This window comes from Peptoniphilus faecalis, from assembly GCF_012976305.1.
In the GTDB taxonomy this organism is placed as follows: domain Bacteria; phylum Bacillota; class Clostridia; order Tissierellales; family Peptoniphilaceae; genus Peptoniphilus_A; species Peptoniphilus_A faecalis.
The window spans coordinates 35602-61913 of the sequence record NZ_JABDSR010000011.1; the positions used below are offsets into that span (position 1 = coordinate 35602).

The following is a 26312-nucleotide window of genomic DNA, read 5'->3' on the forward strand; positions in this document are numbered from 1 at the left end:
CCTCAAATAGAATCCACAGGATTTTGTGGTGCCTTTTTTATAATTTTAAATTTACCATCGTGATAATCGGCGATGTTAAACTCTCCATTTCGCCTAACTCTATTTATCCAAAACTTTTCCATAGGAATATCTTCCATAATAGAAAACATAGCTACAATAGTTACGCCGTGAGCCACAACTAAAATAGTGTTGTCAATTTCTGGATAAATAGCAAATTCAAAGAATTTTTCCACACGTTTTCTAAGATCGTATAAACTTTCGCCATCAATGCGGTTGTATCTATGTGGCTTATTAAAATAAAGTTTGTGAAGCCATCTATCACTGTCTTTAACATCCTTAATGTTTTTGCCAGACCAATAACCCACATCAATTTCGCGAAGGAGCGAGGTCTTTATAATATGCCTGTTGGGACAAATTAATTTTGCAGTATCATAGGCACGACCAAGGTCAGAAGAATAAATCTTATCGAAGTGAATATTCTTTGACTTATCGTGAAGCGCCTTTCCCATCTCAATACCTTCTTTAGTAAGTGGCGAATCATCTTGCCCTTGAATTATATTAAGCTTGTTCCATTCAGTCTCACCATGTCTTGTAAAATAAATCCTCATACTACCCTCACAATCTGTATAAAAAAATATATTCTTAATAATATTATATATTATTAAGAATAACAATTAAAGAAAGAAAAAATTACTCCTTAAAGAAACCACTGAATAAAGCAGTCTATCTGTTTTCCATTTCCTTTGAAAGAATTCTTGCCTCATTTATTATTTCTTCTGGGTAGTTTAGACTATCCAAAATTGCTATGGCATTCCTCGTAGTGGCAGGACCTTCTTTTATTAAATAATCAAACTTTATGTCGCCATCTTCTATTTTTTCTTCAAAGTGTTTGTTATTAAATTCATCCTTCAATAAAATTGTAAGCTCTATATCATGAGTTGCTGCCACCACATGATTTTTCTTCGCCAAGTATTTTAATGTCGATGTAGCAGATGCAATTCTGTCAATAGTATTAGTTCCTCTAAAAATCTCATCTAGCAAAATTAACTTTTCTTCCTCATCTTCTATCATCTCTCCAATTGCCTTGGACTCTGCCATAAAATAGGAAAGATTTTTCATTATTGAGTCGCTAATGTCAATAGCCGATGTTACTTTAAGAGGTTTTATTTCAAATTTTTCGCCAAAGAAAATGCCAAAGCTAAGTGCAAAAACTGCATTAATGCCAATGGTTCTAAGATATGTCGACTTGCCCGATGCATTAGAACCCGTTAAAATTATTGATTTTTCCAAATTCAAGTCATTTGGCACAGCATCTTTTAATAATGGATTGTACAAATTTTTGCCACAAATTTTCTCACTAAAAATTGCCTCTCCTGTTCTATATGCCTTTTCAATAGAAATAATTCCTATTTCACAGTCGATTTTTCCCAATAGATAATATAGTCTAAAAATTTCATCTTTATACTCTTTAAAGTATTTTTGTGACTTCGAAAATTTCCTAGCTTCCGATAAAAATAATACATTTTTGTAAGTTTCTGCAAAATCCATTTCCGCATTGCCAGTCAAAAAACCAAAGGATTTCAAAATTTTCTTTAGTGGAGAAATCCTTTTTAAAATATTTTCTATCTCTTCTAACTCTTCTATAAAGACTTTTCTTTTATTTTTCATCAAATTTTCTGAAACAAATAAAATGCTTTTAAACCTAACTAAAGTTTCTAATTTACCAAGGGTTATGTCATTAAATTTTTTATAAATGTAAATATTTATTCCAAGTAGGACAAAAATAAATAGAAGCGATCCAGCTCTTAAAAAGATAAAAAGAATTAAAATATAAAGTGCTGTAAAGGAAAAAATTCTCGCTCCAATTTCAAGCTCTCTATCTATTTCAATTTCTTCTTCAACTAAACTTAACACATCTTCTTTGAAAAATCCAATTTTGCCAAGCTGAAACTGAAGATCTAATAACTCATCTTCCTGCTTTTTATAAATATTTCTATTGTTTTGAGACTTTATCAACTCATCCTTATCTAAAATTAAATTTCTAAGTCTGTGATAAAAATATTCAAGCCCAAGCCTCGACACATTGTGATTTATTTTCTCCGTTATTTTGTCAAAATTCAAATCATTGGCTGTGATTTCTGTTAAATTTCCGCCAATCCTTTTATGTAATCCGTCAATTTTCCCCTTAAATTTTTTTGAGTGAACCTTTCCAAAGTCTTTTATTATTTCTTCTCTCAAAATTTTTTCATTTCTCACTTTTATATAATAATTGTAGAAAAAAATTATTGCAGTAAATACAAATAATAAAATAATGGGTACATAATAATCCTTCATATCAACCTCCCCCTTTAATATATTATAAAAAATTTTAAAGAGCAATGTTATTTTGCATAAAAAACCTGCCCACAATTGTGAGCAGGTTTCTAATTTATTTTAGTCTTAACTCTATATGCTATCTTAAATTAGCTATTGTATTCTTATTTTCCGAAAAGTTCATCAAAATTTCTTAGTACTACATGTCCAATATCGTCTTGAGCATCGATAGTAGAGCCACCAATATGTGGTGTTACATAAAATCTATCTAGTTCAAATAATTTACTTTCAACTGGAACATCTTGAGTGTCAAGTCCACCAGAGCCAAGTTCATTAGAAAGTGTATCTAAGTTAGCTCCACCTAATTTACCATTTTTAAGGTAATCATAAAGTGCATCTTCATTAACAATTCCACCCCGTGCAGCATTGATTATGCAAGCTCCATCTTTCATCTTTTCGAATTCATCACTAGAGAATAAATCCTTAGTATCTGGAGTAAGTGGCATGTGAAGAGTGATAATGTCAGACTCTTTTACTATTCTATCAAAATCAACAAGTTCAACATAATCGACTTTAATATCTTCTGGCTTTAAGAATGGATCATAAGCAAGAACATTCATGTGGAATACCTTGGCGATTTCTGCAACTCTTCTACCAATTGCACCAAAACCACAAATTCCTAGAGTTTTATTTCTAAGTTCTCTACCAATCCATCTGTACTTATTCCAAATTCCGCTCTTAACTTCATTTTGAGCTTGTACAGAGTTTCTATAAAGATCTAACATTTTTGCAAAAACAAGTTCAGCAACTGCATTTGCATTTTGTCCTGGAGAGTTTTTAACTGGAATATTTTTTTCCTTTGCATACTCAAGATCAATGTGATTAGTTCCTGTTGAACCAACAAAAATTGCCTTTAAATTTTTAGCCGCATCGAGAACTTCTTTGTTGATGAATGGATCAACTCTCATAAATAAGAAATCATAAGGTTCAATAATTTCTGCTAGCTTTTCAGAAGTTGGAAGCATAACCTTATCGAGTTCAATACCTCTTTCTTCAAGTCCCTTATCAATTACATCTGACATATAATCTACCATTAACGCTTTCATTTACATCCTCCTTAAAATTTTATGTACTTTGCTACATCTATATTGTAGTTGAAATCATACTCTTTTTCAAGTTCATTTGTAGCCTTAATATAATTAACACTTTTTTTTAAAAAAACCCTTGCAAAATTGGCGTATATTTACTTTACGTTAATATTTTTGTCAAAAGTTTCTTTGTTTTTTTATAAAATTATATAAAAATATCTTCGTGCTGTAAAACTCTAGTTTTCTAAAACTACTATAATTCCAAAGCAATGATAACTAAAAGTAGAACAACAAACTATATTTAGTTCCTTCAAAGTTTTCTTTAAAACTTATTTATAAATTAGTCCAACATCCAAATAAAATTAATCTAATCAAATATCTTTTTCTGTCATAGTTTTTAAAAAACTTCATCAATAAAAAAGAAAAAGCAAAAAACAATACACAAATACGTCAAAAGTTGAACTTATTTATTGGCTATCTAATATCTCTTGGGTAGTAAATCACTGGCAGATGTTTTTATGATAACATATACACTTATATATAAAAAGTCCTAAACTTTAAATAGCAATAAATAGTCTGGAAGTGCATATATGTGTAAAATAATAATATAAATTTGTTTGTTTTAAAAATATAATTGTTAATATAGTTAGAAACAACCCTTGTAAAAGTGTTGGAAGTAATCCAAACTTTACCTTATTATTTATAGAATATTTGTTTAGCATTCACTCAGCTTCATCACAATCTGAAAGAGTTTTATAGAAATACTTCATAAAAAATCTCTTCCTCTTTTGTGAAACTCGCTTTTTTGAATTTCTATTTACAAGTCTTACCCCATACCCATATCCAAGTGATGTTCTCTACTGAAGATATGACAGGTTGAGATATATATAGTTCTTCACTCGCACTTGTAAAATTGATATGATGAATTGATAGTTGATTATGATATATAGATATTAGCAAAACTTTTCTTTACTTGCTATGAAATATAATAAGTTAATAATAAATCGCTATTCTCTTAACTATCTATTTTTCCTGTAATAATTCCTATGATTAAGGCGGAAAATAGTTCGTATCTTACAAGCGAATCATCAATGTTTTTTTTTAAAATTTCTTCAATTTGCTCTAAACGATAGTTTAATGTATTCCTATGGATATATAGTGATTCTGATGTTTCTCTTTTATTGCCATTATTTATTAAGTATTCCCATAGTGTTTTTATTAAATCTTCTGAGTTTTTATTTTTATTATTAAATAATCTACCAATTGTTTCTTCGAAATACTCGTTAATTACTATCGGATCTTTAATTTCTAGAATTAATCTAAAAGATTTTAAATCTTCAAAATCATAAAATTTACTTTTAGTGTAATTATTATTGTTGAAGTTTATAATATTTTTTGCATCCTTATAGCTTTCTTGTATGTTGTCTTCATCAGTATCTATTATTCTTCCTATACCCATAGAAAAATCATTTTTAAATTTATTAAAATATTCAACCATTATTTTTTTTATTAATTTTAGAACATTCTTATCATTGGATGAAAACATGTAAATATATTCATTTAAGTGCCTATAATTAATGAGATTAAAATCCTCTATAGGAACTTTTTTAGTAATTACCTTTATTATTGATGTCTCTTCTATTTTAATTTTTGAACCCTTTTTCTTATTCATAATTAAAATAAAAGAATTGCTCTTAAATGGCAATTGATAAATAGTACTCATTTGTGAATTTAATATTTTATTCTCATCAAATAATATTTTCCCTAAGTGAATTTTATTGAATATATCTTCATTAAGTCTCATTGATACAGCATTCATAATTTTTTTAGTTAAACTTACAAGTTTTGTTTTATGTGACATTGAAAATATTGGGAAATTGTGTTTTTCTGATAAAGCTTTTGTAGACTCATAGATTTTTTCTATAAATCCTTCTCCAGCCATAAAAACGATACCCGAAATATTAAGTTTTATCCCTTCTTCAACAAGTTTATTTAATCGCTCCTCACTAACTTCTATCCCTGCTCCTGTAATAAAAATCAGTTCTTCTGCTTCCATATAATTATCAAAAGTTTTTCTTGCCCAAACAAATGGGCAAGATATCTTTCTATATAAACCTTTTTTGCCAGATACTAAAGTTAATTCTTCAAAATTTAATAAATCGCCTGCAGAAAAATACATTTTATCATCCTTTAAGATATTTTATTTATGTTAAACAATTCTTCAACTGATTCTATATTCTCTAATTCTTTGATATTGTACCATAATAATTCTATATAATGTTTTGAAAAAATTTCTTTTAGCAAATAGTCGAATTTGTTTTTAATATCAATTTTTCTCGCTTTTCTCTTAGGTCTTCCATATACATCTATACATTCTCCCTCAAGAATTTTTCCATTTTTTAAATTAATCTTTATCTTACAAGATTTAGGATTTTCTAGCATCTCTTTACAATATTTAAAATGTACCTTTTTTTGCAGATCTATTATTTCCTTATTTTTCACTAAATTATCATTAAAACACTCTAGATCTAATCTTCCATATTTCAAAAAAACAGATATTGAATAAGGTAATGAAAATTTAGCGGAGAACTTATTATTTGCAATTGTCATAACTCTACTAGTTTTAGAATTTCCTTGTATAATAATTATAGATTCTATTTCCTCTGGTAAAATTTTCATTTCACCTTGATAGGGTGGGTAACTCTCATTCTGTAAAGTGTATTCAAGTGCATCAATTGCTGCTTCTATCGCTGGATGACAAACTCCACAATTTGCATGAAATTTAAAATATGTGTCTAAAATCTTGAACTCTTTTCCTATATTATTAATAATTTTCTCATAATCTATTTCATTTCCTATTAAATTTTCATACATATCATTTAATGAGTTTTTAAAACCATAAAATCCAGAATCTACTAAATCTTTTATTAGAAAAGATATGGGAGCTGAAAATGATGCAAAGACTGTACTTATTGTTGCTCCTACTTTTGATGCTTCATAAGAAGTTGCCAATTGTAATGAAGATGACATCAATATAGCATTAATAAATTTTTCTTTATTCCAATCCTCCATTTTCCCAATTGCTATAGAAGAAGCTATATGGCCAATATTTCCATGTGGATAAAATCCATCTCTAAGTTTTATACCTTCCGAAAATCTTGCATATATTTCATATCCTAAAATAAAAGATAGCAATATATCTCTACCTGATTTTGAATGTTTTTGAGCATATGAAAGTATAGGTGGCAATATGTGTATAGCTGGATGATGACCAGTTATTGTACCTTCATCCAACTCTATAAATGTCGATTGTGTTATATTTACAAAAGCAGCCTTTTCCGCTGATGTCATTTTAAAATCCTTAGATAGTATAAAGGATTCTTCTATACTATCTAAGTTTTTATGTAATTTCTGTATTTCTCTTTCCTCTGAACCCCTAAATATAACAGCTAATGTATCTGCTATTGTCAATTTAGCTCTTTCTATTATTTCATCAGGGATTGAATCTAAATTTGTATCTTCTAAAAAATTTCCTAGATTGTCTAAGAGTTCTGAAATATGAATTTTTTTAGTCATTTCTCACCTGTAATTATTTCTTATAAATAAAACTATTAGAATTATTGCAACTAGCGTTATAGCAGCACCAATACCAGCAACATATGTGATAGACTGCATAGCTATTATTGGTACAATAGCTGGTAATGTTCCCGTCAATGGCACTAAAACAGCACTACCCACTCCTGTGCTTTCTGCTGCAGTTGATTTGAAATCTGGATCAACTGATCTAACTAATGCTAGTCCCGTTGAAGCATTTCCAGTCGATTGCCCAAAATTGAGTAACACTTTTTCAAACCAGTCTATTCTACATAGTTTTTTTCCTATAAACAAACTTATTATTAAGGTCAAAATTATATTAGCCATTGAAAATATTGCTATAGGTACTATATAGGTTGAAAAAAAGTCAAGTCTAAGTGTAGCTATTGCAGATGTAATAATAAGTTCCAAACAAAACCCGGATATAGTAGAACAAGTTTTTTTATCTGCATATCCATCTACTTTAAAAGCTTTCATCAAATTATAAAGTATAGCAGCTCCAATCATACCTCTTGCCATATTAGGTATTTTATTAAACATTTCATTTATCATGGATAATAGGTCTATTATCTTATCCCCAATAAAAATTGCAACACATAGTAGAGCAAACTGCAAGGCTAAGCTATTTATTGCTGATGAAGACGCTTTCTCATTTCCAATACTTATTTGTTTATCTTCCGAAAGAACTCCACCTAATAATATCTCTTGTCCCTCATCATCAACTAAATAATTTGCATAGCCTTTTCTTATTCCCCAATTTACAATTATCATTCCAACAGCAATAGCTGATATTAAACCTATAGTAGCTAAAATCATTCCCATTGAAAGATTATCTTGAACTCCTAGCTCTTGATATAGGGCACCTGCAACTGCAGAATTTCCATGACCTCCAAAAAACGCAAACACTCCTAGAGTTCCCCAAGCAGGTGGCAAATTTGTCCATATTTTCCCAAGAGCTTCTCCTATTACTGTTCCAAATAATAATTGTATACCATAAGTTATTAACATTAATAGTGTGAAATCTAAATAAGCATTTATTCTCTTTTTATTAATACTAATACCAAACACTAGAGCTGTCATAACTATTGTGATAAATGTGCCAGATAATTGATTAAAGGTTTCAGGTATTTCTATTATACCTAAAACTTGTTGACCTAAGATTAATGCAATTAATCCCCCAATTATAGATGAAGGAATATATAATTTTTGTAATGGTTTTACTATCTCTCTTATTGAAAAGCCAATAACCAGAAATATCATCAATAAAATTATATCATCCATAAAGCTAGCTACTGTCATATTAAACCTCCTTCTATTTTCTTAAATATTTTTTCTCTAATTCTGCATAATCTTCTTTTCCAATAAATTTTAAAAAATCATTAAATGGCATAATTTTATCCAAGAAACCGTTATCAGTGCCTGTCTCATATAATTCTTTCATTGCAGCTTGCATAGCTTTAACAGATGCACAAATTGCAGAAGTAGGATATGTAACAATCTTATATCCTAATTTACCAGCATCCCATGCAGTAAGACCTTCTGTCATTTCAGTACCACCATCGAATCCTACATGTAGTAAAGCATCTACTCTTTTTGGAAGTTCAATTAGTTGTTCTCTTGTCTTTGTATTAATTTTAATCATATCCGCCCCAGCCTCTAAATAATAAGGAGCTCTTCTTATAGCTTCTTCAAAAGGTGCATCTGATCTTGCTACAATTACAAAGTCAGGATCTACCCTTGTGTCAACAGCAGCTCTGATTTTTCCTACCATTTCATCTACGCTAACTACTTCCGTTTCTTTTACAAACGGACAATTTGGAGGTAGTTTTTGATCTTCAATAAAAATTCCTGCTAATCCTGCTTTTTCAAAAGTTCTAACGGTTCTAATTGTGTTGATAGCGTTTCCATAACCGGCTTCAGCATCTGCTAATATTGGAACATCCACTGCATCTACCATTTTCCCTAAAGCTTCAATCATCTCATTAAATGCAAGTTGACCATTATCAGGTGTACCAAGCATCGCCGCATGCATATCAAATCCAGATGTTGCCACTAACTTAAATCCAGCTTCAGCTATTATTTTGGCTGATAATGCATCATATGCGCATGGTGCAATTATAGTTTCATTTGATTCTAATAAATCTCTTAGCATTCTTGCTTTTGTTTTTTTCATTATGTCCTCCTTAAACTTAGTAAAATTTGTTAAACCAATATCTTATGTCTTGTATAGTATCATATGATTAAACTATATGGTATGTCCAAAATGTATGGAGAATATTAGTGTTTTATGTGCATAATGTATAAAAGTGTTATTGATTTATTTTTAACAAAATTTAATTGATAAATCTATTTTATAAATATAATAGGTGTTTACTTAAAATTAATAATATAAAATGAAGTCAAATACATAATATTGTATAATTTTACTAGTAAAATATTCTCTTCTATTCATAAATATTGCTCCCTTTAGCATTATTGCTGATATTTCACTTAGAAATATTCTCATTGCTTTTCTTCTTGTCTAATTTTCTTATTTAATCTTTCAAGACAATTTGTTGTTCTTAGCCTTGAATAAGATTCTTCATTTAAGTAATAAAAAGCATCTTCAAATACTTAATCTTGTATTTCTAAGCTTTTTTGATATATTTTATCTTCTTCATATTTGATGAATATTTCCTCTCTCATTTTTCCAGCTAGTTTTATTTTTTCTCTAAATTCTTTTGTACTTTTCTTTGGAGTTTTATTTTAATATGTTTAGTATGAAATTGTAATGAAATAAGACATGCGTTGTAGAAATAAAAAAATAGAGAGGTCCTTTTGATACAATATAACTAAGCAAAAAAGTATCGAAAGAAGTCCCCTCTATGTCAGTAATAACAGAAGAAATGAGATACTCTCAAATATTATGTGAATATACAATTGAAATGGTATTGCTAAAACTGTAAGAAAATATCATACTAATAGTCAATTTGTATATAAACAGCTAAAAAATACGATAGAAATGTATGAAGTCTAGCATTGAGATCTAAACAGCCAAAAGCAAGCCCAAAAGCCCACAAAAAAGAAGCTTTGGACTTAATTGAAAAAGTTTATAAAGAAAACGGGATATATAGATTAGTATAAATATATGTTAGATGCAAATTTAAGGGATATTAAAGATCTTTTAAAAGCATGTATAAACAAATACGCAAACAAGGGTTTTTTAAACCAAAATCAAAGGTCAAAACTATATAAGATATATGATAATAGGCGGAAAATATCCCCGAGAAAAAATGCAAATATACATAAAATATGTACCTGAAGCGTGCATAAGATTTCCCACATAATAGAATAACTATTATCAGATGACAGCAATGATTAATATTCCAAAAAAGAATATTCATAATAGGCTCTGAAAAATTGTACTGGTTAGTGTTTGTTGTTTTATTTATCTGCCTTTCCAGAGCCTATATCTTATTATAAATACTTAAGTCCTATTATTATTTGTGTGTATATTGGTTATCTATTTTAAAATTTATAACTATAACTTTTATCCCCAAATGTAATTAATTTTAAATCCTTTTACAAATGAATCTTCATTATCCAATACATACATTGAATATCCATATATCCAAGCTTCCCCTAAAAGCGTTGGAACAACAGCTTTATATTCTCCAATCATTGTTTCTTCAATAAGCTCTCCCTCATAAACCGTCCCCAGAATTCCCTCATGTCTAAATTTTTCATTTAATTTTAATTTCCCTTTTGCATATCTAACAGCCATTTGTGCACATGTTCCCGTACCACAAGGGCATCTATCAATAGCACCAGTCCATGTTGATGGGTCGTCAAAGTCAATCTCTCCACTTGCAACAATTACAGCATTCTTAAGATCCGCATCTTCTATATCTGGTTCACTAGTTAGTTGGGCAATTGAAATACCACGTTCAGGAAAATCTGGGTGAGAAGTAGGCAGTTATTCATGAGCAGCTTTTAAAATCAAAGCTTCAACTTCACAAATCATATCTCCCTTATCTGGGGTAAGTTCTAAGTCTTTATATCTTTCAATTTTCTTAAATTGTTTATAATCAGCAATTACATAAAACATTCCTCCCCAAGCAACATCAACCTTTACCTTTCCTATATGAGGTACATCTATTATCTTGTCTAAATGAACTGCAAATGCAGGCTGATTCTTAAATCTTACACCTTTTACTTTTCCATTTTCACAAAAAGCTTCAATTCCAATTAACCCAACTGGTGCTTCCAAGTTAAATCTTGTAACTGGCTCTTCCATAGGAATCATTCCTGTTTCTAAAAGTACAGTTGCAACAGAAATTGTATTTCCTCCAGACATTAATGGATACTCTGTCTGTTCCATAATTATATATCCATCCTTTGCTCTTTCATCCTTTGCTGGAACAATTAAATTACAACAAAGTGGCAGATACCCTCTTGGTTCTCTTAACATTAGTAATCTAATTTGATCGTCATTTTCTTCTAAGTATTTCATTTGTTCATATACAGAATTTCCAGGAATATTTGGGATGCCACCAGTAATTACTCTCATTGGTTCTCCGGAATGTGTTTCTACAGCTTAAAGCATCCTTTTAAAAGACATATTTTACCTCCTAATCGCAATAATAATTATCGTCATTCATTTCTTCATAAATTACATGAACATCTTCTTTTTTCGCAAATTTTGTTTTGTCGATAATATCAATAATACTCTTTGCAAGTTCTCTTTTTTGCTCAATTGTTCTTCCCTTCATCAATTGAATTCTGATAAACGGCATAATGTTCTCCTTTCTAAATTACTCCATCTTTTCTTAATTCTGCTATTTGTCCACTATTTATACCTAAAATTTTATTTAGTACATCGTCTGTATCTTTACCAAGTGTAGGCGCACAATTTTTCGGGCCATCTTCAGTATCTTTAAATTTTATAGGAGTTCCCGGAACTATCACTTTTTCTCCTATTGCTTCATCAAAAATTTCCCAAAGCATATTATCTTTTATAATTGGCTCAAAATTACATGCTTCTTTTATATTATTTATTTTTCCAAATGGTATACCTACTCCATCTAAAATTCCTTCAACTTCAGAAACTGTATATTGTTTTGCCCAGTTTTGAATAATTTCTTTTAATTCATTATAATTATTTACTCTATTCATGTTAGTATTAAATCTTGAGTCAGTTTTTAATTCAGTTTTTCCCATTTCGTCACAAAGTATATGGAAAAAATTGTCTGTCCCACATGCCAATACAAACATGCCGTCAGAAGCTTCAAATGCATCAAATGGGGCTATCTTAGGATCTCTATTAGCTTCAGGCTCTGGAATAACTTCTCCGATAGTATAGTCAATTACACTAAATTCAAGAATCGAAAAAATAGTATCGACCATAGAGACATTAATAAAGCTCCCCTCTCCAGTAATCTCTTTCTTATATAGAGCCATAGCAACTGCAAGTGCTAGATAAGTTCCCGAATAATTATCTGCTATTGCTGGACCAACTTTTACTTGTCTATCTTTAAAACCTGTTACGCTTATTATTCCACCCAATGCTTGAGCGATAATATCATATGCAGGTTTTTTAGAGTATGAATTATTTAGTCCAAATCCAGAAATAGATGCATACACTACCTTAGGATTCACCTCTTTTAGAACTTCATAACCTAGCCCTAATTTTTCCATTGTTCCAACTCTAAAGTTCTCACATACAACGTCAGATTCTTTTACTAAATCTAAAAATATTTTCTTTCCTTTTTCGCTCTTTAAGTTCAAAGTTATACCTTTTTTATTTCTATTTATATAAGCAAAATATCCACTAGAATTATTTTTCATAGGACCCCAAGTTCTAGTTTGATCTCCTTTATTTGGAACTTCTATCTTTATAACTTCAGCTCCGTGATCTGCTAAATGCATTGTCGCAAATGGTCCACTATACGCATGTGTTAAATCCAATACCCTTACTCCATTTAAAGCTTTAACCATAAATTCCCCCTTATTCTTTTTTATTTATATTCTTTAATTCATTAGAAGTTATTCTAAAAGAACCAACAAATGAGAAAATCATAATTATTGAAACTAACAATCCAATTATATTAAATAAACCTCTTACTGAATCTATTCCACCTGAGGCAACCAGCGAATATGAAGTTGCGCACATTATTACTCCAATCAGTATCTTTATATTTCTAGGTGCTTCATCATTTACATCAAGACCTTTTGTAGCAATTGTAGCAATAGTTGTCGACATTGGATCAGCTAATGTTACAAATGAGAAACATATAGAAATCAAAAATATAAAAATTAAAAATTTTCCTAAAGGAAGTGTTCCTAATATTTGAAAAGCCGTTGCCTGCATACCATATTCTTGTACTGCAGCCCATACATCTAAAGTTCCAGATTGTTGAAGATTAATTGTCATTCCACCAAATATTCCAATCCAAACCATACAAAATATTGATGGAGCAAGCACATTTACTAATGTGAATTCTCTAACTGTTCTACCTTTTGCAAGTCTACTTAAAAACATTCCCATAACAGGAGCATAGACTATAAAACTTGCCCAATACTGAATTATCCAATCTCTAGACCATGTATCTTCTGGAATCATGGTGTTTAGTAATGTTGTATTTGTTCCAAAATTATCAATTATTCTGCCAAATGATTCAGCAGTTATCTTCATCATAAATCCAGTATCACCAAAGATAAATACATATATTAAAAGGAATATAAATAGATACACACAAGTTGATGCAATTTTCTGCAATCCTTTCGCTAATCCAGATAGACTTGATGTTATAAATACAATCCCAATTATTACAGCTATTACTAACCAAATAAAAGGACTTTGTTCTATTCCAATCGCAGCTTCTAAACCTGCTCCTATTTGCATAAGACCAACTCCCATGGAATTCGCAACAGCTCCTGTCAAACAAAATATCAAGAAAAAGTTTATTACATTTTCTAATATTTGACTTTTCTTTCCTATCGTTTCCTCTATATATGCAGACCATGCTAATGGTTTTTTTAAATTATGTACAATTATTGAAAATCCTATTGCACATAATGTATACATGCAATATTGTACAAATGACCAATTCCACATTGCTTGAGATACTGCAAATATTCCTGCATCCCTAGATCCTGGTTCTATTCCAAGTCCTAGTGGTGGCTGCATGAAGTGAAATATGGGTTCTCCCATTGCCCAAAATAAAAGTCCTGTTCCAATGCCTCCAGTTAATGACATTGCAATCCAACTAAACGTACTATATTCTGGAACTGCATCTTTACCACCTATCTTTACATCACCAAGCTTAGAAAAAATAAATGGTATTATTAAAAATAGACTTACGAGCGAAAGAATATTGATATATCCTCCAAAGTTTTCAGCTACTTTATTTAAAAGGTACTCTAAAAATTTTGCGAATTGATCCGTATGAAATATTCCAGTATATAAAAATATTGTCAGTATAATCATCGCAGGAATAAAAACCTTATAATTAAGTGTATATTTTTTATTATTATCCATATTTATCCCTCTTAAAAATATGCCACTATTTCATCACGATCTTCAAAAAATTCAACGAATTTAGCATGCTCTAATTTCTTGTAATCATCTTCAGATATATTTACAATAGGTATTTGGTAATTATAAAATCTATTTGCAATTATTGGTCCAGTAAGTACTACTGGATCACTTCTTAAATTTATGATAGCCGCTGGTGCACAATTATTTCTTATTTGTTCAAGTATAATTAAACCAGTACCACTACTACCTTTTGGCGTAGGAAAAGCTAGTACCTTACCTGACATGTTTTCCTTATAAAGAGGATGCTTATTATCTCTAATTTCTCCATTTTTCGGATTCACAGTACCCCAAAAACTAAGCGGTTTTTCAGTCCATAGTAGTTCCGCTTTTAAATTTGCTCTTACTGCACTCTTGCACTTAATATTCAATGTATTTTCCATGGTTTTTCCCCCTTAACTACTTTCCCATAAATTCCTGACTCAACACATTCTCTCAGATTTCCAATTATTGGTTGAACTCCTCTCATCGAAAATGCATAACTATTAAACTTTCCAGAATCAGACATTATAACTTTAGAATTCCACTTATCATTTCTATATTCTAATATACATCCATCTGTATATATTTCTATGCCTGATCTGAGCAAAGATTCATATATTCCAGATTCTTTAATTAGATCTTCTGTAACTTTTGAAATCGTTATCCAAAATTGCGTTTTTTCTACTATTCTTCTTCCAGCAAGAAGTTTATTAATTTGTACGCATTCATTATATGATAGGTGTGGACATCCTAATAGTACAGCATCTAAATTATCTTTACTTTCCGAAGAAAGCATTTTTTCTGCTCTGTTTAAATCTTCTATATGAATTTCAAAAACTTCTTTCGGAACTCTTCCTCCAAAAGCTTCACTTTTTGTTTTAGCCTCTGGAGTAATTCCAATCATATGAAATAAAGCTACACCACCTGAAGAAGATGCTGTTGCACTAAATTGTTTTAACACATCATTACTAACATATTTTCCAGGAATTCCATCTATAGCAAATATTCTATCAGCTGCAATTTCCCCGAATAAATATCCAATTAATGTGAAAATTTCTCTATCTTCAAAATATTCTTCTTTTATATCATTTCCTATAGTTATTAGCCCCTCTGCAAATCTGTTTTCCTTTTTATGAAGACCATAGTAAGGAACCCTACCAGCTATAGCACACAACAATTCCAATGGTCCAGCATATCTGTTTGTTCTTGCTCCTATTACAGAATTGTAATAACAAATTACATTAGATTCCGCAGATGCAAATTGTTGTCCGAAAGATGGAGCTACCCCTATTTGATATGGAGCGCATGACCATGTAGGAACGGCTCCCATCTTAATATGAGATGCCTGAATCCTATTCGTAGCATACATTGTGCCTATATCATGCTTTTGTTCTGCCCATCTATTAATGTCGTTTGCCATTGCATTCGTTGTAGTAGGCACAGAAAATTTAGCCCCATTATCTGCTAGATATTCAGCAAATTGAACTTGTGCTTCACCAGCATATACAGTGCTATCATCATGACAACCAACAATTTCTACAAATTCTTCAACATTATAGAATTTCGCTAAATCTACAAGTGCTAACATTGACTTCTTCTTCATTTCACCATGTTTTCCGTCTAACATTTCTTTTTCATAATCTGTTAACTTCATAATCTACCCTCCTAAATTTTCACTTTACAACTAATTAATTCATCTTTTTTACATCAAAGTAATACGCTTCAATTTCCGCATCCAAACTTCTTAATGTTTCAAATATTTTATCAGCTTTGTTTTTTTTGCAATATATATGATAATAACCATTATTTCTATCAAACTTTTCAATTTGTTCATTCAAAGGAGTTTCCTCTATTTTAATCTTAGTAAATATGATCATTTCAAACCTTCTTTTCTCAAATTCATCAACAATATTTATGAATTTAACACAAATGTATAAATTTATTATTGAATATAAAAGTGTCTCAGAATTTTTTAATACCACGGAACCCAATACTATTATTATAAAGTCAACTATCAACAAAATATCTCCAATAGGAATACTAGGTCTTTTTCGAGTTACTAATCTTCCCACTACAGTTGTACCTCCTGTAGATGACCCTAGTTTTAAAATCATTCCTAATCCAATTCCCATAATTATTCCACCAAAGATGGATGCCAACATAATATTATTAGTAAAAGGTTTCATATTTGCAAATAAATCCATAGTTGTGCTTGTTAATATCACAGTTAATACTGTATATATCAAAAATTTTTTACCTAGTTTACTGTAACCAAATATTAATAGAGGGACATTTATGATAATACTTACTAGCCCTATAGGAAATCCAAAAGCTGCTTTTAAAACTACTCCTACGCCCGTAACACTACCAGGGATAATTTGTGCTGGATCTATAAAAAGAACAACTGATAGTGAATATAGCAAGCACGCAATGGCTAATACCATTAATTCCTTTATAATTTTTTTATTTTTCATATCTTGTTAGTTTTTTCATAGCCGGCCTCAAAAGCATTAGTTATAACTTCATCATAACGACCCTTTGCTTTAAAATATTCCTCAAGTCCCCTTAAAAACTCATCATGTGTAAATATATCATTTGCTTTTATAAAAGCTCCTAGCATAACAATATTTACTCCTCTAAGATAATCGAGATTGTGACAAATTTCATTTGCTTTAACTCCATAAACACCAACATTTTTAGGTTTCTCATCAATATTTACTATTGATGAATTGACAATCATTTTTCCACCTGGTTTAACTACATCATAATATTTTTCATAAGAAGGTCCATTAAGTGCTAATACATAATCATATTTTGATGAATATGGAGTCCCAATTTCTGAATTTGCAAGAATTACCCCACAACTTGCCGTTCCTCCTCTCATCTCAGCTCCATAAGAAGTAGTCCAAGTAACTTCTTTACCAGCATTAGCACCAACCTCTATTAATATTTTTCCAGCTGTTAATACTCCTTGACCTCCAAAACCAGCTATTAGAATTTCATTCATTTTTTTCACCTCTATCCTTATATACTCCTAGTGGAAATATCTTTGTATATACTTCCTTAACCTTATCTGCTGCTTCAATAGGTGACAATTTCCAATTTGTTGGACAATTAGATAAAATTTCTATTAAAGAAAATCCTTTATTATTAATTTGATTTTTAAATCCTTGCTTTATATACCTTTTTGTCTTATTTATCTCTTTTCCATTAAATAATGCTCCTCTTGCAAGAAACTCAACATCATAATTTTTTAATACTTCCATCATGTTTATTGGAGAGCCATAATTTTCCGAATTTCTTCCATAAGGAGAACTGACTGTTTTATCACCTAATGGTGTTGTTGCAAGATTTAATTGCCCTCCCGTCATCCCAAAAATTCCATTATTTACAACGATCATAGTTATAGGCACATCTCTTAATGCAGTAAATATTGTTTCACTAAGACCAATTACATAGCTACTTCCATCACCTGCATGTACATACACATTAGTCTTTGGCCTTACTTTTTTTATTCCAGTTGCAACAGCTGCACATCTTCCATGTGGACCAGCAATAGAGTCAAAATTCATTGTGTCCATTGACCAATACGAACATGCAATGTCTACAACATTTATAATATTATCTTGTATGCCAAGCTCTTCAATGCTTTCAGCAATTAATCTTTGAATAACTCCATGTCCACAACCTGGACAATAACCTGTAATTCCAATTATAGATTCTGGCTTTGAAATTATCTTATTCATCAGTAAACCTCAACTTCCTTTATTTTTCCTTCAAAAATTTCTTTGCAATAATTTACTATCCCTTCTGGTGATGGAATATTTCTGCCTGTTAAATAAGAGTATAAAGGTTTTCTATTTTCAGACGCTATTTTTACATCTAATGCCATCTGCTGTATCAATGCCATCTCTACTGTTACAATCCCTTTAGCATTTTTTATCTTCGCTTCTACAAAAGCCTTATTAGGAAATGGCCAAACACTTATTGGTCTGATAAGCCCTAAATTTATTCCTTCTTTTTTGGCGAGTTCTATTGCACTTTTGGAAACTCTTGAAGAAATTCCATATGCTACTAATATTAAATCTGCATTTTCTAGATTAACTTCTTCCCATCTTTGCTCATTATTATAAATTTTTTTTGTCTTATTTATATAAAACTCATCTGCAGCATCAAAGCCTATACTTCTATCTAAATTTGTAATTCTATTCTTTATACTATTTCTTGATTTGCCAGTAATGGTCCAGTCAAACTTATCTATGTTATGTTCTTTTGCTTCTGGTAAAATGCATTTTTCTACCAATTGACTAATAGCACCATCAGTAAGAATTATTACTACATTTCTATACTTCTCTGCTAAATCAAAAGCTTTATATGTAAGACTTGCACATTCATTTACAGAAGCTGGAGCTAATACTATTTGTCTACTATCACCATGTCCTCCGCCTCTTACTGCTAAATTATATGAATCTTGACCTGCTGTAATTTCACCGTCACCAGTTCCAAACCTCATAGCATCTACAATAACAGCTGGAATATGATATGAAGATAAGTAAGAGATTCCTTCTTGTTTTAAATCATATCCTGGCCCAGAAGAACTAGTCATACATCTTGCACCAGCTGCTGCCGCTCCCCAAAGCATACTTATACTTGCTACTTCATTCTCCCCTTGAATAAAAACTCCTCCATATTTTTCCATATTTTTTGACATATATTCCAATATTTCACTTTGTGGAGTGATTGGATATCCCGCATAAAATCTACATCCAGCTCTAAGAGCAGCTTCAGCTATTGCTTCATTACCTTTCATTAATTCAAAATTTCTCATTTATTACCTCTCTATTATTGTATAAACATAATCTGGACATATTCTATAGCACATACCACATCCAATACACTTTTCTTCGTCTACCGTTGTAATTTCATATCCATTTTTATTTACAATATCTAGCTCTGTAATTGCACCAACAGGACATTCTCTAACGCATAATTTACAACCTTTACATAATTCTTCATTTAAAATTGCAACTTTACTTTTTACCAATAGTATACCCCCTTGAATTTGAAACTTTTTTCCATTTTATTCTATTTTGTTTCATTTTTAATTCATTTGTTTCTTTTATGTTATCATTATTTAAAAAAATTTCAAGAGTTATTTTAAAATAATTCAATAATTTTTTATATTTTATTTTATTGATCTTATATTTTTCAACATTGCTTGACAAAAAACTCGTGTTTTGCATATAATAAATTAAAGTCTTCTACTTGCTTTAGTTAGTACAAATGGAGGTATTATTTAATCATGGAAAAAAATCTAAAAGATGACAATGTTGTCGTTCTTGATAGAGCTTTCGATATACTGGAACTTCTGTCTGAAAAAGATAAACTTTCTTTTTCAGAGCTAAAAAATTCAACAGGAATTAGTAAGGCCTCTCTTTCAAGAATACTAACTACTTTAACTAATAAAAATTTTATTTCTAAAAATGAAAACACATTGGAATATTCCCTAACATTAAAATTGTTTGAAGTTGGAGCTAAAGCAATTAAAAATTTTGACTACCTAGAATTAATAAGAGCTAATTTAAATGAAATATCCAATGAGCTGGGAGTTATTGCTCAATTTTCAATAGAATATAACAACCAAAATATTTTATGTATAGAAAGTTATGATAATAAAAATGACGCGTTTTCAATTTATACTAGAGTTGGTCAAACATCTGCTATGTACTCTACAAGTGCAGGTAAAGCAATACTGAGTACTTATTCTAATGAAAATATAATTTCTCGATTTAAAGATGTAGAATTTAAAAAGTTTTCTCCAAATACAATTGATAATCTTCAAGATTTACTAGAAGATATATCTTTAGTTAGAAAAAACAATTTTGCTAGTGATAAAGAAGAAAATGAAATTGGTGTCTTCTGTATCGGATCAGCTTTAAAAAGTTATAATAATAAAGCTCTTGGTGCAATAAGTTTATCATCTAGATCTAAAGAAATTACTACTGACCCTAAATATTCAAAAAACCTATTAAATAAGGTTAGTCGTATTTCAAAAATGTTAGGCTATTTTATATAAATTGAATAACTCTAATTTACAATATCAAATGCAACACTTTTATCTTTTCTCTTAAAATCTATAAAGAATAATCGAAAGTTTTTAACAATATAGAAAATAAAACCGAACTTTTTAGAAGAAACTGTGAACTAATTATTTATAAAAAATCCTCCCGATAAGATAATGATAATCAGGAGGATTTTAATATGCAAAAAAAGGTCAATCAAAAAATCTGTAAAATCACCCTACAGAAACATAGATCTAAACATTCCTAGAGACATATAAAATCATTTTAACCACAAACATAGAAAAAACGAATCAAGTAAATATTGGCTATTAATATTAAATCAACCAAAAGAACGAGGACTAGAAGATATACTAATAGTTTCAACAGATAACCTCTACTGGTATTTAGTCAAGTCATAGAATCTGTATATTCATACGCCAAAAATTCACAATCAAAATGTGTAATCCACCAAATAAGAAACTCAACAAAATATGTATTCTACAATAATATAAAGATAATAAAAAATTTGAATCTCTCCGTCAAGAGTAAAGATTTTGTCCTAGTCTTACGACAAAAATCTTCAAATTTTAAAATAGATAATTAGACAAAAAACTTTTAAGATAAACCTTAATCTTTTAATTAAATTGCCAATACTAGGTTTCAGACATCTGAACTGTAAAATTTTAGCAATAATATATTTTTTATCAAAAAAATATCAGCTCACAATCTATCTGGAGGAGCTGATACACAAAACTTTTCACACTACCATTGTTTTGAATTTTCACTGTCTTTTCTTTTCTATATTTTAATACTTTTCTTTAAAACTTCTCTTTAACTTTTCGTATTCCTTCATTATATTTTCGATTATTTCTCTTGCACTCTCGATTTTATTTAGGTACTCAAATCCTTCACCCGCCAAAACAGAACCCCATTCTACATCTCCATCTCTTACAGCTTTTTTCCCTGAACCACGAGCATATTTTTCAAATTCTTCTTCTCCAAGATTGTTAATTTCTATCTCCAAAAGTTTTTCTGCCAATTTGTTTTTGTAGCATCTTATAGGATGATTTGTTGTTACTCCCGTTACAATTGTATCTCTATCCTTTGCTTCTATTAAAACTTCTTTAAATTTTTCGTGGACTGGTGCTTCTCTTGATAGCAAAAATTTTGTTCCCATTTGTACGCCACTTGCCCCTAAAATTTCTGCCGCTAAAATATGTCTTGCTGTGTAAATACCACCCGCAGAAATCACAGGAATCTTTACAGAATCGCAAATTTCTGGAAGAGCAGGAAAGGTGTTTAGCTTTCCAATATGTCCTCCCGCCTCTGCGCCTTCAAATACACAAGCTATTGCCCCGAGGCTCTCAACTTTTTGTGCCATTTTTTTATTTGCAATAATGGGAATTACTTTTAATTTGTTTTTTAACCAATAGTCAAAATATTTTTGAGGGTTTCCTGCTCCACAAGTTATTATCTCAACTCCCTCTTCAACGACAACTTTATTTAATTCTTCAATATCTGGATGAATCATTACAAGATTTACTCCAAAGGGCTTGTCAGTCATTTTTTTTATTTTTCTAATTTCCATTCTAACTTCGTCAGGGCTAAATCCACCAGTTGCAATCATCCCGAGACCGCCAGCAGTAGATACTGCACCGGCAAGCTCTGCTGTTGAAATATTTGCCATAGCACCTTGAAAAATTGGATATTTAATATTTAAAATCTCATTAATCTTCATAAATCCTCCTATTTATTTTCTTTATTATTTATTTAAAATATTTACCCAAAAATATTTATTCAACCAAAATCAAATTACAAAATACTTATAAATCGTTTTCAATAAAATTTTCGTACAAATAAAATGCGACTTTTCAGGATAATTAGCTTTTTATTTAATTGACAATTAATATTCAATAATGTAATATAAAATTATCGGATAAACATTTTCATAAAATTTTAGTTTATTTGAATAATGTCAAGGAGGGTTATTATGACTAAGAAAAAATTTATGACGCTAATCATGCTTATTGCTTTAGCTGCAGTTGTTTTGACAGCTTGTAGTGGTGGAGGAAACAAAAAAGAAGATTCTTCGGCAAACGCTACTAAAACTGAAGAAGGTGCAAAAACAGAAGAGGGTAATAAAGCTACTGGCGACATCAAAGCCGAAGGTTTAATGGAAACTAAGGGCGGATTTATGTCAGTTGCAACAGGCGGTACTGGTGGTACATATTACCCATTAGGTGGAGCACTATCTAATATTTTAAACAATGCAGGCGTTAATTATACTGCTACTGCACAAGCTACTGGCGCATCTGTTGAAAACGTGGAACTAATTACTAAGGGCGATGCGGAAATCGCATTCATACAAAATGACGTTGCCTATTATGCAGCAAATGGTACTGATACTTTTAAAGGAAATCAAAAATCTTCTCTAAGAGGTCTATGCTGTCTATATCCTGAATTCGTTCAAATAGCTGCTTCTGATGATTCTGGAATCGAAACTATTGAAGACTTAAAGGGTAAGAAAGTTGCAGTTGGCGCTCCTGGCTCTGGCGTTGAAGTTAATGTTAAGCAAATCCTTGAAATTCATGGAATTACTTATGATGATTTGGGAAAAGTTGACTTCTTATCTTTTGCTGAAGCTGCTGATCAAATTAAATCTGGTCAAATAGACGCTGCTTTCATTACAGCTGCTATTCCATCATCAGCCTTTACTGAACTTGCTACAACTCATAATATTCACTTAGTTCCTATAGCTGAAGATAAAGCTGCTGAACTTATTAAAAAATATCCATTCTACGTTAACCTACACGTTACTCCAACTGAATATAAGGGACAAGACAAAGAACTTTCTCTTGTAGCAGTTCAATCAATGTTAGCAGTTGACGAAAAAATGGCTGATGAAGATGCTTATAACATTGTTAAACTTTTATTTGAAAATCTTGATACAATGAAAGAATCTCACGCAAGAGGTGGCGACATCGCTCTTGATAAAGCTCTTGACGGTATGAGTATTGAAGTACACCCAGGTGCACAAAAATATTTCGATGAAGTTAAAAAATAATGAGCGGCAGAAATAAAGAGGGCATTGGAAAGAAGTTATTCTTTCCAATACTCTTTATTATATTAGTTTTTTTTATTTTATCCTTTATTAAAATCGATGCAATTTTTATAAAATCTTATTTTAATGGAAATATTAAAAAGATTGAATATTTAAAGGATAAGGATAGGTTTGGCATAGTTTATACTCATTCAGTTGAGAAATCTCAAACTAGCGAATGGTATGAAGCTCGTGATGGAAAGTTGATCCTTATGGAACAAAGGTATCGCGACCAAGGTGCAGGACTACCTGTAAATTTAATTTACAAGTTTAAATATGCTGAGGATGGAAGTTTCTGTCTATATGATATGAATGTTCCCTTTGATACTGTTGTTTATAGAACAGGAGCTGTTATAGCAAATCATAAATTCGTAATTAATGGCAAAGCTACTCCTTTCTTGGAATTTTCTGAACCTAGAGAAGCTTTAGAATTTTCTACCAAACATATATCGCTTTTACAATATGCACTAAGGAGGTGCCAAATTGAGCAATAATAATAATTTAAATGAAAATATAAAATCTGAAAAGATATCAGATGCTAGTGTTACAAAGTCAACAGATGATCTCGGCGCTATGAATGTCGATGAATTAATGGAACAATATGATCTCGAAACTAGTAAACTTCGTAAGTTATCTGGCAAGGTTGCTTTATTTATCACAATCGTTGCAATTTTAATGTCTGCTTTCCATCTATATACTGCATGGCACGGAACATTATTAGCAATGAAACAAAGATCACTTCACTTAATCTTTGCTTTCACTCTTGGTTTTGCCCTATATCCTGGTTTTAAGAAGTCATCTAAGACTAAAATTGAAATTCTGGACTGGGCATTGATGATTTTATCAATTGGTGTATGGAGTTACATATTCTTTAATGTAGAAGCTATTGCCTTAAAAGGTGGTCAAATGTCCACACTTGACATGGTAATGGGAGTTCTTGCAGTTCTCCTTACTCTAGAAGTTACAAGAAGAGTTGTTGGCCCAGAGCTTCCGATTGTTACTATAATATTTCTAATTTTTGCATACTTTGGCAGACACTTGCCTGGAGTTTTTGCTCACAGAGGCTTTAACGTAACTAGAATTGTTTCCCACATGTACATGACTACAGAAGGTATTATGGGTACACCTCTCGGAGTATCTTCTACATTTGTATTTATGTTTATCTTGTTTGGTTCTTTCCTAGACAAGACTGGTGTCGGTGAATTCTTTATAGACTTTGCTTATGCCCTTACTGGTTCTACGAGATCAGGTCCTGCAATGACTTCAGTTCTTTCTTCAGGTCTTATGGGTTCAATCTCAGGTTCATCTGTAGCAAACACAGTTACCACTGGTGCTTTTACAATTCCATTAATGAAATCAGTTGGCTACAAGCCTCATTATGCAGGCGCCGTTGAAGCTACTGCATCTACTGGCGGACAAATTATGCCTCCAGTAATGGGTGCTGCTGCCTTTATTATGGCGGACTTCACTGGTTTTCCTTATATTTCAATTGTTAAAGCTGCTATTATTCCAGCAATTCTATACTATATAGCCGTTGGTACAATGGTTCACTTGGAAGCTTGTAAACTTGGCCTTAAGGGTATGCCAAGAGAATCTCTTCCAAAGGTTTCAAAAATTTTAGCTAAACAAGGTTATTTAACTCTACCTCTTATCGCAATCATCTTTATGTTGGTTAAACAATATCCTCCAACAATGGCTGCTTTAACTGGTATTATCATTGGAGTTATAGTTGCCTTTGTAGCATCTCTAATTAAAAAAGATAATTCTTTTACTGCAAAAGATATTCTTGAAGCAATGGAAGCCGGTGCTAAGGGTGCTGTTGGTGTAGCTTGTGCCTGTGCATGTGCTGGTATGATAGTAGGTGTGGTAACACTTACTGGCTTTGGTCTAAAGATCGCAGAAGTTATAGTACTAATAGCTAAAGGTAAACTTATTCCAACATTACTACTAACTATGGTATCTTCAATTATCCTTGGAATGGGACTTCCAACAACTGCAAAATACATAGTACTTGCAACTATGGCTGTTCCAGCAATAACAAAACTTGGTGTAAACCTAATGTCAGCTCACTTATTTATTCTATACTTTGGTGTAGTTGCTGACGTTACTCCTCCAGTAGCACTAGCTGCTTATGCAGGAGCAGGTATCGCAGGTGCAAACTCAATGAAAACTGGATTTCAAGCTTTTAAACTTGCAATTGGCGCCTTCATAATACCTTACATCTTCGTTATTAATCCACACTTAATAATGGTTGATTCCGTTGTTGGAACAACAGTAAATTGGCTTCCAATAACTGCTGCAATACCAACTATTGTAACTGCTCTTATTGGTACTTTCTGCTTGGCAGGTACAGTTGAGGCCTATCTATTTGGTAAATTAAGAATTTGGCAAAGAGTAATACTTCTTTTAGCTGCCTTTGCACTTTTAGATCCAAAACTTCTTACTGATGTTATTGGACTTGCAGCTCTAGCATTTATCTATATTACTCAAAAAATATTAAACAAAGATAAGCCAGCTGCGGCTGTTTAAATTTTAATAAAAATATAAAAGGACTTTGCAAAAAATCCTAAAAATAAAAAAGGCGAGGATAAAAAATT

22 protein-coding genes and 1 pseudogene are annotated in these 26312 nt (G+C 30.9%); 4 read left to right on the top strand and 19 right to left on the bottom strand.

Annotation, left to right across the window (positions count from 1 at the left end; genetic code table 11):
• Positions 1-2: 2 nt before the first annotated feature.
• The 18 genes and pseudogenes from HKO22_RS08265 to HKO22_RS08350 form a co-directional block, all read right to left on the bottom strand.
• Positions 3-608 (bottom strand): histidine phosphatase family protein, encoded by a 606-nt coding sequence (locus tag HKO22_RS08265; RefSeq protein WP_169969973.1) that lies wholly within the window; start codon positions 606-608, stop codon positions 3-5.
• A 115-nt stretch (positions 609-723) separates the two neighbouring features.
• Positions 724-2334, bottom strand: coding sequence for a MutS-related protein (locus HKO22_RS08270; protein ID WP_169969975.1), 1611 nt, complete (start codon positions 2332-2334; stop codon positions 724-726).
• Positions 2335-2477: 143 nt separating this feature from the next.
• Positions 2478-3419: a D-2-hydroxyacid dehydrogenase gene (locus HKO22_RS08275; protein ID WP_075659486.1), complete on the bottom strand. Its 942-nt coding sequence runs from the start codon at positions 3417-3419 to the stop codon at positions 2478-2480.
• Positions 3420-4416: 997 nt separating this feature from the next.
• The gene (locus tag HKO22_RS08280; RefSeq protein ID WP_169969977.1) at positions 4417-5580 is read right to left on the bottom strand and encodes a helix-turn-helix domain-containing protein; all 1164 of its coding nucleotides are present in this window, start codon (positions 5578-5580) and stop codon (positions 4417-4419) included.
• 11 nt (positions 5581-5591) lie between these two features.
• Positions 5592-6977: an MmgE/PrpD family protein gene (locus HKO22_RS08285; RefSeq protein ID WP_169969979.1), complete on the bottom strand. Its 1386-nt coding sequence runs from the start codon at positions 6975-6977 to the stop codon at positions 5592-5594.
• A gap of 3 nt (positions 6978-6980) precedes the next feature.
• Positions 6981-8294 carry a sodium/glutamate symporter gene (locus tag HKO22_RS08290; RefSeq protein WP_169969981.1) on the bottom strand — a complete coding sequence of 438 codons (1314 nt, stop codon included), beginning with the start codon at positions 8292-8294 and terminating at the stop codon, positions 6981-6983.
• 13 nt (positions 8295-8307) lie between these two features.
• On the bottom strand, positions 8308-9168 hold the full coding sequence (locus HKO22_RS08295) for an isocitrate lyase/PEP mutase family protein (RefSeq protein ID WP_169969983.1): 861 nt from the start codon (positions 9166-9168) through the stop codon (positions 8308-8310).
• Positions 9169-10524: 1356 nt separating this feature from the next.
• Positions 10525-11553 (bottom strand): annotated as a pseudogene (locus tag HKO22_RS10890) (proline racemase family protein); the annotation flags it as partial.
• 52 nt (positions 11554-11605) lie between these two features.
• Positions 11606-11770, bottom strand: a complete 165-nt coding sequence (locus tag HKO22_RS08305) for a 2-hydroxymuconate tautomerase (RefSeq protein WP_169969985.1) — start codon at positions 11768-11770, stop codon at positions 11606-11608.
• 13 nt (positions 11771-11783) lie between these two features.
• Positions 11784-12971 carry a CaiB/BaiF CoA transferase family protein gene (locus tag HKO22_RS08310; RefSeq protein ID WP_169969987.1) on the bottom strand — a complete coding sequence of 396 codons (1188 nt, stop codon included), beginning with the start codon at positions 12969-12971 and terminating at the stop codon, positions 11784-11786.
• A gap of 10 nt (positions 12972-12981) precedes the next feature.
• The gene (locus HKO22_RS08315; protein WP_169969989.1) at positions 12982-14514 is read right to left on the bottom strand and encodes a BCCT family transporter; all 1533 of its coding nucleotides are present in this window, start codon (positions 14512-14514) and stop codon (positions 12982-12984) included.
• An 11-nt stretch (positions 14515-14525) separates the two neighbouring features.
• Positions 14526-14954, bottom strand: coding sequence for an aconitase X swivel domain-containing protein (locus HKO22_RS08320; protein ID WP_169969991.1), 429 nt, complete (start codon positions 14952-14954; stop codon positions 14526-14528).
• Positions 14939-16207, bottom strand: coding sequence for an aconitase X catalytic domain-containing protein (locus tag HKO22_RS08325; protein WP_169969993.1), 1269 nt, complete (start codon positions 16205-16207; stop codon positions 14939-14941). Before HKO22_RS08325 ends, HKO22_RS08320 begins: the two co-directional genes overlap by 16 nt.
• Before the next feature lie 34 nt (positions 16208-16241).
• Positions 16242-17027: a YitT family protein gene (locus HKO22_RS08330; RefSeq protein WP_169969995.1), complete on the bottom strand. Its 786-nt coding sequence runs from the start codon at positions 17025-17027 to the stop codon at positions 16242-16244.
• Complete coding sequence (locus tag HKO22_RS08335; protein WP_169969996.1) at positions 17024-17560, bottom strand: 2-oxoacid:acceptor oxidoreductase family protein; 537 nt, start codon at positions 17558-17560, stop codon at positions 17024-17026. The genes HKO22_RS08330 and HKO22_RS08335 overlap by 4 nt, the downstream gene beginning before the upstream one ends.
• A complete protein-coding gene (locus HKO22_RS08340) occupies positions 17553-18299 on the bottom strand; it encodes a thiamine pyrophosphate-dependent enzyme (RefSeq protein WP_169969997.1) in 747 nt (248 codons plus the stop codon). The genes HKO22_RS08335 and HKO22_RS08340 overlap by 8 nt, the downstream gene beginning before the upstream one ends.
• Positions 18299-19381 (bottom strand): 3-methyl-2-oxobutanoate dehydrogenase subunit VorB, encoded by a 1083-nt coding sequence (gene vorB / locus HKO22_RS08345; RefSeq protein ID WP_169969998.1) that lies wholly within the window; start codon positions 19379-19381, stop codon positions 18299-18301. Before vorB ends, HKO22_RS08340 begins: the two co-directional genes overlap by 1 nt.
• A gap of 3 nt (positions 19382-19384) precedes the next feature.
• Positions 19385-19597: a 4Fe-4S binding protein gene (locus HKO22_RS08350; RefSeq protein ID WP_169969999.1), complete on the bottom strand. Its 213-nt coding sequence runs from the start codon at positions 19595-19597 to the stop codon at positions 19385-19387.
• Between the two features lie 258 nt (positions 19598-19855).
• Between HKO22_RS08350 and HKO22_RS08355 the strand changes: the two genes are divergently transcribed.
• Positions 19856-20629: an IclR family transcriptional regulator gene (locus HKO22_RS08355; RefSeq protein ID WP_169970000.1), complete on the top strand. Its 774-nt coding sequence runs from the start codon at positions 19856-19858 to the stop codon at positions 20627-20629.
• A gap of 791 nt (positions 20630-21420) precedes the next feature.
• Here HKO22_RS08355 and HKO22_RS08360 read toward each other — a convergent pair.
• Complete coding sequence (locus tag HKO22_RS08360; protein ID WP_169970005.1) at positions 21421-22353, bottom strand: nitronate monooxygenase; 933 nt, start codon at positions 22351-22353, stop codon at positions 21421-21423.
• A gap of 252 nt (positions 22354-22605) precedes the next feature.
• Between HKO22_RS08360 and HKO22_RS08365 the strand changes: the two genes are divergently transcribed.
• Genes HKO22_RS08365 through HKO22_RS08375 form a run of 3 tightly spaced genes read left to right on the top strand, consistent with a single transcriptional unit; the run spans position 22606 to position 26244 of the window.
• Positions 22606-23679 carry a TAXI family TRAP transporter solute-binding subunit gene (locus HKO22_RS08365; protein ID WP_075659488.1) on the top strand — a complete coding sequence of 358 codons (1074 nt, stop codon included), beginning with the start codon at positions 22606-22608 and terminating at the stop codon, positions 23677-23679.
• Positions 23679-24209, top strand: a complete 531-nt coding sequence (locus tag HKO22_RS08370) for a DUF1850 domain-containing protein (RefSeq protein WP_169970007.1) — start codon at positions 23679-23681, stop codon at positions 24207-24209. The genes HKO22_RS08365 and HKO22_RS08370 overlap by 1 nt, the downstream gene beginning before the upstream one ends.
• On the top strand, positions 24199-26244 hold the full coding sequence (locus HKO22_RS08375) for a TRAP transporter permease (RefSeq protein WP_235932842.1): 2046 nt from the start codon (positions 24199-24201) through the stop codon (positions 26242-26244). The genes HKO22_RS08370 and HKO22_RS08375 overlap by 11 nt, the downstream gene beginning before the upstream one ends.
• Positions 26245-26312: the final 68 nt, after the last annotated feature.

Coding starts and splice junctions, on each gene's coding strand:
- HKO22_RS08275 (WP_075659486.1), bottom strand. CDS start 3,419: ATGAAAGCGTTAATGGTAGATTATATGTCAGATGTAATTGATAAGGGA.
- vorB (WP_169969998.1), bottom strand. CDS start 19,381: ATGAGAAATTTTGAATTAATGAAAGGTAATGAAGCAATAGCTGAAGCT.
- HKO22_RS08290 (WP_169969981.1), bottom strand. CDS start 8,294: ATGACAGTAGCTAGCTTTATGGATGATATAATTTTATTGATGATATTT.
- HKO22_RS08325 (WP_169969993.1), bottom strand. CDS start 16,207: ATGAAGTTAACAGATTATGAAAAAGAAATGTTAGACGGAAAACATGGT.
- HKO22_RS08320 (WP_169969991.1), bottom strand. CDS start 14,954: ATGGAAAATACATTGAATATTAAGTGCAAGAGTGCAGTAAGAGCAAAT.
- HKO22_RS08335 (WP_169969996.1), bottom strand. CDS start 17,560: ATGAATGAAATTCTAATAGCTGGTTTTGGAGGTCAAGGAGTATTAACA.
- HKO22_RS08305 (WP_169969985.1), bottom strand. CDS start 11,770: ATGCCGTTTATCAGAATTCAATTGATGAAGGGAAGAACAATTGAGCAA.
- HKO22_RS08265 (WP_169969973.1), bottom strand. CDS start 608: ATGAGGATTTATTTTACAAGACATGGTGAGACTGAATGGAACAAGCTT.
- HKO22_RS08310 (WP_169969987.1), bottom strand. CDS start 12,971: ATGGTTAAAGCTTTAAATGGAGTAAGGGTATTGGATTTAACACATGCG.
- HKO22_RS08270 (WP_169969975.1), bottom strand. CDS start 2,334: ATGAAGGATTATTATGTACCCATTATTTTATTATTTGTATTTACTGCA.
- HKO22_RS08360 (WP_169970005.1), bottom strand. CDS start 22,353: ATGAAGATTAATGAGATTTTAAATATTAAATATCCAATTTTTCAAGGT.
- HKO22_RS08295 (WP_169969983.1), bottom strand. CDS start 9,168: ATGAAAAAAACAAAAGCAAGAATGCTAAGAGATTTATTAGAATCAAAT.
- HKO22_RS08370 (WP_169970007.1), top strand. CDS start 23,679: ATGAGCGGCAGAAATAAAGAGGGCATTGGAAAGAAGTTATTCTTTCCA.
- HKO22_RS08330 (WP_169969995.1), bottom strand. CDS start 17,027: ATGAAAAATAAAAAAATTATAAAGGAATTAATGGTATTAGCCATTGCG.
- HKO22_RS08315 (WP_169969989.1), bottom strand. CDS start 14,514: ATGGATAATAATAAAAAATATACACTTAATTATAAGGTTTTTATTCCT.
- HKO22_RS08355 (WP_169970000.1), top strand. CDS start 19,856: ATGGAAAAAAATCTAAAAGATGACAATGTTGTCGTTCTTGATAGAGCT.
- HKO22_RS08365 (WP_075659488.1), top strand. CDS start 22,606: ATGACTAAGAAAAAATTTATGACGCTAATCATGCTTATTGCTTTAGCT.
- HKO22_RS08340 (WP_169969997.1), bottom strand. CDS start 18,299: ATGAATAAGATAATTTCAAAGCCAGAATCTATAATTGGAATTACAGGT.
- HKO22_RS08285 (WP_169969979.1), bottom strand. CDS start 6,977: ATGACTAAAAAAATTCATATTTCAGAACTCTTAGACAATCTAGGAAAT.
- HKO22_RS08280 (WP_169969977.1), bottom strand. CDS start 5,580: ATGTATTTTTCTGCAGGCGATTTATTAAATTTTGAAGAATTAACTTTA.